The 10,429-nt window shown below is 53.9% G+C and carries 12 protein-coding genes; 4 read left to right on the forward strand and 8 right to left on the reverse strand.

Translation table 11 applies throughout. The annotated features are described in order from the left end of the window. The 5 genes from ACOSYY_RS09530 to ACOSYY_RS09550 form a co-directional block, all read right to left on the reverse strand. The coding region (locus tag ACOSYY_RS09530) for a hypothetical protein (protein WP_421662035.1) at positions 1 to 1,314 on the reverse strand (1,314 nt) is incomplete at its 3' end. A gap of 57 nt (positions 1,315 to 1,371) precedes the next feature. Then, on the reverse strand, positions 1,372 to 2,994 hold the full coding sequence (locus ACOSYY_RS09535) for a M23 family metallopeptidase (RefSeq protein WP_421662036.1): 1,623 nt from the start codon (positions 2,992 to 2,994) through the stop codon (positions 1,372 to 1,374). 45 nt (positions 2,995 to 3,039) lie between these two features. Beyond that, positions 3,040 to 4,497, reverse strand: coding sequence for a Dickkopf N-terminal cysteine-rich domain-containing protein (locus tag ACOSYY_RS09540; RefSeq protein WP_421662037.1), 1,458 nt, complete (start codon positions 4,495 to 4,497; stop codon positions 3,040 to 3,042). A gap of 33 nt (positions 4,498 to 4,530) precedes the next feature. Further along, positions 4,531 to 5,361, reverse strand: coding sequence for a DsbA family protein (locus tag ACOSYY_RS09545; RefSeq protein WP_421662038.1), 831 nt, complete (start codon positions 5,359 to 5,361; stop codon positions 4,531 to 4,533). Between the two features lie 773 nt (positions 5,362 to 6,134). Next, positions 6,135 to 6,278, reverse strand: coding sequence for a transposase (locus ACOSYY_RS09550; protein ID WP_421662039.1), 144 nt, complete (start codon positions 6,276 to 6,278; stop codon positions 6,135 to 6,137). Positions 6,279 to 6,494: 216 nt separating this feature from the next. Between ACOSYY_RS09550 and ACOSYY_RS09555 the strand changes: the two genes are divergently transcribed. Genes ACOSYY_RS09555 through ACOSYY_RS09565 form a run of 3 tightly spaced genes read left to right on the forward strand, consistent with a single transcriptional unit; the run spans position 6,495 to position 7,875 of the window. Continuing rightward, the gene (locus tag ACOSYY_RS09555; protein ID WP_421662040.1) at positions 6,495 to 6,833 is read left to right on the forward strand and encodes a hypothetical protein; all 339 of its coding nucleotides are present in this window, start codon (positions 6,495 to 6,497) and stop codon (positions 6,831 to 6,833) included. Continuing rightward, positions 6,814 to 7,431, forward strand: a complete 618-nt coding sequence (locus ACOSYY_RS09560) for a DUF6036 family nucleotidyltransferase (protein WP_421662041.1) — start codon at positions 6,814 to 6,816, stop codon at positions 7,429 to 7,431. Before ACOSYY_RS09555 ends, ACOSYY_RS09560 begins: the two co-directional genes overlap by 20 nt. Positions 7,432 to 7,458: 27 nt before the next feature. After that, positions 7,459 to 7,875 carry a hypothetical protein gene (locus ACOSYY_RS09565; protein ID WP_421662042.1) on the forward strand — a complete coding sequence of 139 codons (417 nt, stop codon included), beginning with the start codon at positions 7,459 to 7,461 and terminating at the stop codon, positions 7,873 to 7,875. A 71-nt stretch (positions 7,876 to 7,946) separates the two neighbouring features. On the opposite strand, the gene ACOSYY_RS09570 is transcribed toward ACOSYY_RS09565, so the two are convergent. Both ACOSYY_RS09570 and ACOSYY_RS09575 read right to left on the reverse strand, forming a co-directional pair. Continuing rightward, positions 7,947 to 8,096, reverse strand: a complete 150-nt coding sequence (locus ACOSYY_RS09570; RefSeq protein WP_421662043.1) for a hypothetical protein — start codon at positions 8,094 to 8,096, stop codon at positions 7,947 to 7,949. Positions 8,097 to 8,218: 122 nt separating this feature from the next. Next, positions 8,219 to 8,641 (reverse strand): hypothetical protein, encoded by a 423-nt coding sequence (locus tag ACOSYY_RS09575; protein WP_421662044.1) that lies wholly within the window; start codon positions 8,639 to 8,641, stop codon positions 8,219 to 8,221. A 56-nt stretch (positions 8,642 to 8,697) separates the two neighbouring features. Between ACOSYY_RS09575 and ACOSYY_RS09580 the strand changes: the two genes are divergently transcribed. Next, positions 8,698 to 8,979 carry an ArdC-like ssDNA-binding domain-containing protein gene (locus ACOSYY_RS09580; protein ID WP_421662045.1) on the forward strand — a complete coding sequence of 94 codons (282 nt, stop codon included), beginning with the start codon at positions 8,698 to 8,700 and terminating at the stop codon, positions 8,977 to 8,979. Here the strand turns inward: ACOSYY_RS09580 and ACOSYY_RS09585 are convergent. Next, on the reverse strand, positions 8,965 to 10,065 hold the full coding sequence (locus tag ACOSYY_RS09585; RefSeq protein ID WP_421662046.1) for a Fic family protein: 1,101 nt from the start codon (positions 10,063 to 10,065) through the stop codon (positions 8,965 to 8,967). The two genes, ACOSYY_RS09580 and ACOSYY_RS09585, sit on opposite strands and share 15 nt — an antisense overlap. Between the last annotated feature and the right edge of the window lie 364 nt (positions 10,066 to 10,429).

Genomic DNA, 10,429 nt, shown 5'->3' on the forward strand with positions numbered 1-10,429 from the left:
ATCGAGTCCGGCATTGCAGAACTCGCCGCTGCCGCAATCGTTGTCGTGGTCGCATTCTTTTTGTTTCGTGACGTATCGCGAAACAGCCAGATAGTGATAAATGCTCCGCTTTTCCTCGGCACCCCCTTCGCACATCTGATAGTCCGACGTCGGATACAAATTGGTGAAATGTTCGTTACGGCAACTTTTTCGCCCATCCTCTGCATCCACGAAACCGTACTCGTCGTCCAGACCGAAGGCATGGCCCACCTCGTGCCAATAACTGCCGTCAGCCGTCATGGTGGAGAAATTGTTCACCTGAAATACATTGGATTTGTACATCTGATTGAAGTGGGCGCGGAGAAACTGTGTGGCGAAATTCGCCGTGAGGTGATCGTTATTCTCAAACAGTTCGCGGATTGAAGCCGGGATACCGGCGTCATTGTGGCCTTTCAGATAGAGCTTCAACTGAAAGACTCCGGGAATACTCCAATAGGATTCCGATGTCCGAATAAAATTGTCGAGAACCCAATCCTGCGGCTTCACCTTGACCGCTTGCGAGCCGCCGGCATCCCACTTCCAATACAGATCCTTATTTTTGTCCACCCGGCAGCCCGCATATGTGTCGCCCTTCTTGCCGTAGCGATATTCGATCTTCCCCAAACTGATCGCCTTATTCTCGGGATCGCGCTGATGAAGCGCTTTACCGGCATATGCGTCTCGCTCACCCGGAAAATACGTCGTGGTGGCACATTGTGTCGCGGAAATAGGCGCAGCAGAAGACTTGAGCTTGAATACCTGCACATTGACAGGACTGGACGGAACCTCAACCTGTGACGCATCGTACAGTTGGTCAGCGTGCGCAAAATCAAAATCAACGCGGTTCGGAACCAGCTCATGAAATTGCGGCCGATATGGAATGGTCATCGTCCAAATGCCGTCCTTCTTACTCAATGCGTAGACATATTTAAAGCTCAAAAGTGAACCGATCGGGAGGCCGACGAAATCGTAGTGCCCTCTGATGACCCTGGCCTCCAGATCCCTCGCCTTCAAGAGCGCCTTCTCCGCAGTGTCCCGCCCGCTACCAAGCACCCGGGCTACTTCACGTCCCTTGGAATCACGCTGCCGGTTACATTGCAGGATGATTTCGTCCCACCGCAGGCTTCCCTGCGAAGCCGGGTCGGGAAAGAGTTCCGGATAGTAGGCGATTTCGGCGATGACTTCCGGTGTCACCGGCCTGACCGTTCCTATCACATCGTTACAGAGATCCGCATGGGCAGGGCGCTCCATCGCGCATAGCCCCAACAGCACTATGATCATGGTCGCCAGTCTCATCACAGCATCTCCTTCCGGCAGCGACCGACAGACCGCCGTCGGTCGCGCCACGCCGGATTATTTGCACTCATACTTGGGAGCGCCTGAACATTCTCCAGATTTGCACTTATGGTCGTTCCCGAGCGAGCCAAATTTCCCACACTTCTCTCCCTTGTCGAGCTTTGGCCGGCACGCATTCACCTTGGTATCGAGTCCTGCATCGCACCACTTCCCCGAGCCGCAGTCGGAATCTTTATTGCAAACACAGGTTCCTTTCGCGCCGTCAACGGCACTGCACTTGCCTTCCTTGCAGGCGTCGTCGTTGTAGCAGATACCGCCCATTTCGACCGAATTAGGCGTGTAGCAGCGGGAGAATTTGCAGAACCCGCTCTTACATTGATGTCCTCCACCAACCAAATCACAGCTCTCGTTGTCCGCCTTCTTGTACTTGCATTTGTTCAAATTCAGATCCGCGCCATGATCGCAATACTTACCCTCGCTGCAGTCCGCATCGGATTTACAGACGCAAGCTCCTTTCAGTCCTCCCACATCGCTGCACTTCCCTTCTGCACAGGCATCGTCGGTGTAGCAGATACCGCCTTCTGCAACTGAATGTGGTGTGTAGCATCTGCCGAACTTGCAGTATCCGCTCTTGCACTGATGTCCGCCGCCGGCCACATCGCATGTGTCATTGTCGGCCTTGAGCGGCATGCAACGGTTCTTATCAAGATCAACTCCTGCATTGCAGTAGTGGCCTGAAGGACATTCTGTGTCTTTGCGGCACGCAGGCAAACCACCGGCGACGTACTTCTCCCCATCCTTGAGCGTGAATGTCTTTCCTGTGAGGTCGGAGAATCGCGGATTCCGTTCGTCCTTCAAGGCGTACCCAACAAGGTCTTCTTTTGTTTCATCTTTGTAGTAGCCGTCGAGTTCCCCGCTCGTCGGATCTATTTTAGGTTCATGATCCCCAACCTGAAGGATCTGAAAATGAAGATGGGGCGGCGCCGCGCAACCGACGTCTCCCTCGTCCCCCAAATAGTCTCCCTGTGACACCTGGTCACCTACCTTGAGTTTGGCCTTCGTGGTCGTGGTACCGAACTGCATATGTGAGTACTTCGACCACTCATGGTTGGTATGCTCTATCCAGACAAAGTTGTTGAAGCAATCTGGAGTATTGCGCAGGATTCTGATCGGATGCTGGTTCTTGGATCGACTGTCTTGGATATGGCGAATAATTCCATCAGCCGCCGCCACGATACGATGCGTGCCACCGCCTTTGCCGTGCATGTCAAAACGGCCCGGCGGGTTATGAGTGCTAAAATCGCGCGTGACTTTTACATTGGTCCCGTCGGCATAGGGAATGCGATAGATATTCTCGGATTCCTGATCTTTCGGCGGAGGCCCCGGATTCACGCAGGCATTCACCGCTTCATCGAAGGCACGGGAGCATTCCTCAAGCGCTTCACCTTTTTTAGTCATACAGGGCTGGTAAAGATCCATCGCCTCCGCTTCACAACGATCGAGTATTTCGGTCTGACGCGCTCCGGCCTTCTCTTTCTTGGCATGCACTTGGCCTTTGCCGGATTCCCCGCGCTCGGTCTCTTTCCCGGCATAGACCGAGGACGACATCTCGAAAAACCACGTCGTGACCAGACAGAGTGCAAGAAGACAGGCGTACCAGTGTGGTCGTATTGCTCTCATGGCATATCTCCTTCGGCAACCTGACGACGCAGGCCGCACGCCGAGTTATTTGCACTTATAGTTCGGTGCCCCTGAACAGTTTCCAGACTTGCATTTGTGATCGTTGCCGAACGGCGACGTAATCGAGCCGCACTTTTCACCCTTGTCGAGCTTCGATCGGCAGGCATTCACTTTGGTGTCGATCCCACCGTCACACCACTTCCCCGGACCGCAGTCGGAATCTTGATTACACACACACGTTCCTTTGGTGACGCCTCCGACCGGCGCGTTGCACTTGCCTTCGCGGCATTCGTCGTCGAAGCGGCACGACTCGCCCATCGATGCCGAATCCCGTGCCGAGCACAATCCTGTCTTGCATCGACCCGCTTGGCATTGCTCGTCCTTGGTGCAGAGAGCGCCGTCGCTCAATTTATCTTTACAGGTACGTTTCCCCGAAAGAGGATCGCCGCAATAGTTTCCCGCTCCGCAGTCGGTATCGGTACGGCATTCATCCGGATCGGCGCACACACCCCAACTGCAGCGGTCCGACGCGCATTGCCGTTTCGTGGTGCAGAGCGTGCCTCGGTCTAATTTGGGTTTGCAGATATTTCTGGCCAAATTAAGAATCCCGGCGGTACAGAACTCTCCTTCTTCACAGTCGGCATCGACTTCACATTGTCCTCCGCCACGGAGGCCGGCCATGGCTTGATAGTCGGTCTTGCCGTCACTCGTCTGGAAGCGCTCACGCTGTTTCCCAGCACGGTTCAATTGACAGGCATTCAACACTTCCTTGTTGATCTCGGACGAACAATAGTCCATGACGTTCGAAATGCCGTCGCATTTCCGGAGCTGCCCCTCGCCATCGGGTTTGGCCTGACCTTGGCAGGAATTACACTTGATGTGATTCCCAAAATCTTTGTTGCAGTTCGAGACGCTGAACGGGTTGAAATTTACGTAAGGCTCAAAGGTATGTTTGAGTGAAAAGAAATGCCCCAGCTCATGCGCCAACAGATATTGGTCCGTCTCACACGTGGCCAACAACACGCCCCGCTTTCGACTGAACGGATTGACCCAATGGGGAAATGTCGCTCGGCCGCACAATCCCTTATCCTTCTTCTCATTCTTGACCACATCGTCGATGACCAACACCGTTAGATGCCCCTCTGTCTTGGCGCGGACCTGATTGTCGAAGTTGTTGTCCATGAATGCTTCAAGCTCCGGGGCGTTTTCAAATCCGAGGTAACTGTACTTGCTCCCATCGGGGTCCTCCTTGATCTTTATGGCGGAATGGTTCTCTTGCACAAAGGTCGGGTGGATCTTCAGGGCCGGGTCATTGCTGTAAAGCGACTCGGCCATTGCGATATTGGTCTTCAACCAATTCACGACGTATTCATAACTATGACGCTGCGTATTGATGTGAAATTGAACGTCGACATTGAAATCAGCAGCATTGCCTGTAGACATCGATACAGCAGTACCAAGCACAAAGACGATACATTTAAGGGCGAGCCTTATGGGTATCATGGTGAGATCCTTTCCTCCTGAGCGCAAACCGGCTCAGCGAACCATCGCTTGCGTTTCCGGCAGTATTTTTTTGATGATGCGGTCAAAGTCACGCTTTGGATGATTGCCGATCAATGACACGCCGTTAATGACGAAGGCCGGTGTGCCGTCAAAGCCGAACTGTGAGGCCTCGGCACGATCGGCCGCAATGCGCTGTGTCACCTGGTCGCTTTCCAGGTCGCGCCTCATCCGCCCATGATCGATTTCCAGATCGGCGGCAATCTCCCGCAAGACCTCGACACCGCGAGACAAATTCCGCTGTTGCTGGAACACCATGTCATGGAACCGCCAAGCCTGCTCCTCGCTCTGGAGTGCGATCGCTTCGAAATATCGAGCAGCCGGCTCGGCAGTAGCGTGAAAACTCAACGGGTTATGCTTGTACACCAAGCGCACGGACTCTCCATACTCGGAGAGGATCTCTTGTAACGTCGGCGCCACGGCTCTGCAGTAAGGACACTCAAAATCGCTGTATTCAACAATCGTTACCGGAGCTTGGCGCTCGCCGCGTATCGGCCGATTCTCGGCAACTCGCGGAACTTTAGGATTGGCCAACTCGGCTTGCCATTGCGCCTCCTCCACCTTAGCCTTGCGGAGTTCAGCTCCGCGCTCTACCAGATCCGCGAGCACCACGGGATCGTGTTCGAGCGCACGAAGAATAAGGTTCGGATGTTGTCGTAGAATTTCTTCGACAGCATTCTTCAAATCTGCCTCTGCCCCATCAGGCCGAGATGTTTGAGCGTCCGCTGTTTCAGGATGACCGACCAGACTGCCACTCGACGCTACTAGTACAAAGACGAGATACGCGCATCCCTTCCATAGTGACATGTCATACCTCCTTGTTCGATGAAGGTCGCAGTAGAAATCTATCGTGACAATTCGTATCGTGATTGTACGTAAGTCCCTCGGATGTTTCGTCTCCGCAAAATCTATTCCACTTCACTGTGAATTGACATAGTCAAGACTGATAGAACACCAGAATGGCGAGGACATTTTTCTAAATGGGGAACGTACCTTCCGAGATACAGGTGTGTATCTAGTCGGATACCAAGAGCGGGAGTGAAAAGACGCCGAGCTGGTTGTTTTCTGATGCGGGAATAAATCTTTCCATATGCGCCGACTCAGTCGGCCAGTAACTCAACAAGGGAAGACCGGCGATTGCTGTAGGATGAGACGATGGCCTCTCAGGAATTCTGATCGCGGTATTATTTCGATACGTCCGTACCTGTCATTTTTATGTTGTTTTACGTGCTCGCGCAAGACTGGATGGTGTCTGTGGATGACACCAGGGTATCGCATCAGGTGCCGAAAGCACGCTGTCATAGGCCCGATGCCCAATGAGATGCTCCGATTTGGCCTCGAGCATGTAGAAGTCGCAACTGAGTTGCACCCAGTGGCCTATGATGATTCGCCGCATGGTACTGCCGAGAGTGGTAACCCATGACGATCGACAATCGCCAGAATTTCACGCTCTTGCCACGTTTTGTGAGCCCCACGGCCTCGCCGCCACCCGCGGCCGCCGCAAACGTGACATCAATGAAACTTTTCCGCTCGTCGATCGCACCTTCGTCCCGCAGCGTGGTGACCAGCTGGGTGAGGACTTACCGCAGTACCTCCCGTTGACACCCGTGTTGGAACCGACGATGGACCATTTTGCAGGGGGGATAGCACTGAGGCAAGAAGGGCCATTGTCCGCCGGGGTTCAGAATCCAGAGCACCGCCTCCAAGACCGCTTGGGTCGGCACGGGCCTGCGGCCGGGACGACTATCCAGGATGTATTCTTCAGAAAAAGTGCTCCCGAAATCGCTCCCATTGATCGTCGCGCAGACGCAGCATGACCGGACTTATAGAGGTGATATGCAGACCGTCAACTATTTTGAGATAGGTTCTAGTGAGCTCAACAATGAAACCTGGACGGACCTACGGTATGGATCTGTGCCCGACTGTGCTACACTGAGGCCATGTCAGATTCAGCCGCGCTCCAATCTACATGTTCGCTTAAACTCCTGCCTGCCTATCTGGGGACAACATCGATTGAGGTGGCCATTCAAACGGCACGAGGCCGGCGGATACTATGGCTTGAAATCCTTTTGAATGATCGACTTGATCTCTCGCCTTGGCAGGCAAATCCGGCGGTACAAGAGGCGTATCGTACGGCATGCCGTTGGTACACACAGTACCGACGCATACTCACTTATCTCTTCGACCGTGCCCCTCTTCCGCTCGACTCCGGTCCGATTGATTTTCGTCAGTATCGAACGTTTGCCGAGGCGGTCTACTTTGCCTACGCTCACCGCTGAGCATCTTATCGATCTTCTCACTAGGTACATTGCTGAAAGCGGTGAAACAATCGATCTCCTTCTCGTCGGTGCGCTGGCGCTGCACGCCTATGGAGTTCCCCATCGGGCCAACCGCGATGTCGACGCTGAATTACAAGGTCCGCTGGCGCCTCTGATGGAATACTTGATGACTCACGACATCCCTGCTGATCTCACTCAAAACTTTTCCGGCTGGTCGGTCGTCGCCATGCCCCCAGGATACCGGGATCGTGCAATTGACTTCATCAAGATGCCCAAGCTTCATGTGCGTGTATTGTCACCGCTCGACTTTGTCATTGCGAAGCTCCGACGTGGGATCGATGTCGATTTCGACGACGCTTTGCTAGTGGCCCGCCATCACCACATCTCCGTCGACTCCATTCAGACCAGCGCGCGGGCCGCTCTTGCTGCATCTCCGCAGGACACCACGCTTTTTTTTTGTTCCAGAAGACGATCGATCTCTTTTGTAAGAGCCTCACGTCATCAGAGCCGCAGCGAATGTAGCCGTACAACACTTAGGGGGTTGTTTTTTCTATCTCAGGCGTTACAATATCGCCGCTTTATCAGCGCTGACCAATAGTCAACCACTATAATAGAGAGGCTTACCGTGAGTCTTCGAAATCTTCTTCGGCTTGTTGTTGCAGTAGGTATGTACGGTACCGTCGGCCAAGTCTGGGCCTACGACGCCAGCCCGAACACCGGCGGCAGCCTGGACGCCTGCACCCAGGTGAATTTTGAGTCATTCACACCCCCCCCATTCTCGCAGGATAAGAATAATGTGGAAGTGGCGCCGAAATCGGAGTTTTCATTCCTTGCTTCCAAGACAACCAATCCCCAACGCATTACCGTGAAGATCAAAGACGAAATCGTCCCTATCACCGTGAAACCCATCAGCAACGGATTTCTCGTCAAAGGGAAAATTCCCGCTACCGTCAAGGGAAGCTATATCCGTGTCGATATTTACGCCAAAGGTCCCAACGACTGTGATAAGGCCGATGGCTGGCTGTTGAAAGTGGGTAATTGACCGCGAGCGAAACGACGTGGGCAGGGAACCTTCCCTGCCCGGTTGTGACCCCGACCTTCGCCCCACTCACCTCAAGGCTCTTCCTCTTCAACTGACTCAATCGATTCCCGCAGCGCCGCTACGAAGGCCTCCGGCTGGGCCATGGCGTTTTCCGTCAATTGAAATTCACTGACCAGTACGCCGTCTTTATCGACCAGCAGGAGACGATAACCTTCCTTCACAACGTTCCTTTATCGTTCAGATGCCCGGTAAACGAACACATGCCGCGTACTGCATGATACAGTCGGCAGGCGCCCTCGCTTTCATAACCATGCGTTTTGCGTAGTCGGACGATGGGAACTATCTAGAAGGGAAAACGGATACCCAGTTGGACTTCATTCGGAATCAGCTGTTGCCCGAACAGACTCTTCAGCCCGGCATTGACGGAACCGGATGAAGCAGATTGGGCCGTATTGAGCGAACGATCAAACTCCGTAGCATAGCCGCCGCCAAACCCCGCCCCGATGTAGGGGACGAGCGTCGTCCCTCCGACTGAGATTGGTTTCGACACAGTCGGAAGGGTCCGCAAGACCATACCATTCTCCACCGGCACGGCCGCGGACGGAATCGGCCTCGCTAGCGGCTCCGTCGCAGTGGGCTGGATCTCAGCACGTCCGTCTTTGATTGTATCTGCATGGGAGAGCGACCAGCACACACTCATGCTCACCGCGAGACTGATCCCCATTGACCATATGACGACCTGAGCCTGATGCATGCTATTTACCATAACAACTCATCCATCGCCTTTGCAAGCGGCTACGATAGTGCCACGGCGCCTCTCTGATGTGTATCGACCAATGTGTGGATCCGATAGGGTCTCATCGGACTCAGGCTCTTGAGCTGAACGCGCATGTACGCAAAAGCGAGAAAGGCCCGCTTATGGTTAATGCGAATTCCATCATCCGCAAGGAAACCGATGAAGCATCAGGGAATGAGATCGACCGTGACATCCATTTCATGAAGGGTTATACGGTGTTCAACGTCGAGCCTTCAGCCAAAACATTCTACCGGCAACACCGTAAATCCAGTAGAACTCCTCCCAACCAGGGCTCAATCCACCAATGAGTAGCTCGTGCTCCGCCCGCCCGCCTCCTCTTTGACAAGTATGCGCTGGTCGATCAATGCCTGAATATCGCGTTGGGCGGTGTCCTGGGAACACTTCGCGATCTTTGCCCATTTTGTCGAGGTGAGTTTCCCGTCAAGCCCATCAAGCAACTTGTTCAGCAACAGACGTTGCCTGTCATTGAGACTTGTGTCCGCGTTCGTCTCCCAGAATTTTGCTTTCCGGAACACGCCGATCAGACTGAATTCAGTGTTGACGATCGCGCGATCCAGGCACCCGAGAAACCAGTCCATCCATGCGGTCACGTCGAGCGTACCGATTTGCGTGTCTTTCAGGGTATCGTAATAGTCTTTCCGTTCCAGACGGATTTGGGAGGACATGCTGTAAAAGCGTTGAGAGCTGTTTTCGGATCGGGCCAATCCCCAGTCCGCGATCGCCCTTGCAATACGGCCGTTGCCATCTTGAAAAGGATGGATCGTCACAAACCACAGATGCGCGAGGGCCGCTCGTAAAACCTGATCCGTACCGTCCTTTTTGTTTACCCAACGCAGGAATTTTGTCATTTCAGCTTTCAGGCGCTTTGCTTGCGGAGCTTCGAAATGCACCTTCTCGCACCCTACTGGACCGGAGACCACCTGCATCGGCCCTTTGGAATCATCGCGCCAGGCGCCGACAATGATCTTGTGTAACCCGCTGCGTCCTGTCGGAAATAGCGCCGCATGCCAGCCAAACAGACGTTCTACCGTCAGAGGTGCCTCAAAATTTTGTGTGGCATCAAGCATCATCTCAACCACACCTTCAACATGACGATCAGCCGGAATCGCGCCGGCAATATCCATCCCGAGCCGCCGTGCGACGGAAGAGCGCACCTGTTCCAGATTCAGTACTTCCCCTTCGATTTCGCTGGATTTCAAGACATCGAGGGTCAGCGTTTGGAGGACGGCCTCCTTCCGAAGCCCGAAGCCGATGGCTTCCATGCGTCCGATCAAACGACCCTGGCGATGGCGCACCGCGGCCAGTTTCGGGGCCAGTTTATTTTGATCCCAGTGATAATCCGGCCAATCGGGCAATTCATGGATATATGTCATTCTCCGCAACCCATGCGGACATTATAAGCCATTTTCTCCGCATGCCCAATATTAATATGCGCAAGCGATGCGGAGCTTAAGACTGTTATTCTCCGTAATCCGAAGCAAGGGAATAAGATCACCGTCATCCCTGCGCGGACCGTCTTCGGGTTGGCGCATTCAAATCAAGCGCGGAATTAATACCCGGCCTTTCAGCCATACCGACCACCGACGGCCGATCCCGGCTTCAGGCTTCACCTATTTTCTTGGTGAGTGAAGCTCGTCACGATATTGTAGGCCTGCGTACCGACGAGATACATCATCGAGATCCTCTATGCCATCTCTGTGCTCGCGCTCATAAGCGCCGGTCTGGCGGTGATCTTCG

This window comes from Nitrospira sp. BLG_2, from assembly GCF_049222245.1.

What these genes read in the sequence shown, in the direction of transcription:
- ACOSYY_RS09585 (WP_421662046.1), bottom strand. Translation starts at nt 10,065, where the DNA reads ATGACATATATCCATGAATTGCCCGATTGGCCGGATTATCACTGGGAT.
- ACOSYY_RS09545 (WP_421662038.1), bottom strand. Translation starts at nt 5,361, where the DNA reads ATGTCACTATGGAAGGGATGCGCGTATCTCGTCTTTGTACTAGTAGCG.
- ACOSYY_RS09555 (WP_421662040.1), top strand. Translation starts at nt 6,495, where the DNA reads ATGTCAGATTCAGCCGCGCTCCAATCTACATGTTCGCTTAAACTCCTG.
- ACOSYY_RS09580 (WP_421662045.1), top strand. Translation starts at nt 8,698, where the DNA reads ATGTGTATCGACCAATGTGTGGATCCGATAGGGTCTCATCGGACTCAG.
- ACOSYY_RS09540 (WP_421662037.1), bottom strand. Translation starts at nt 4,497, where the DNA reads ATGATACCCATAAGGCTCGCCCTTAAATGTATCGTCTTTGTGCTTGGT.
- ACOSYY_RS09535 (WP_421662036.1), bottom strand. Translation starts at nt 2,994, where the DNA reads ATGAGAGCAATACGACCACACTGGTACGCCTGTCTTCTTGCACTCTGT.
- ACOSYY_RS09575 (WP_421662044.1), bottom strand. Translation starts at nt 8,641, where the DNA reads ATGGTAAATAGCATGCATCAGGCTCAGGTCGTCATATGGTCAATGGGG.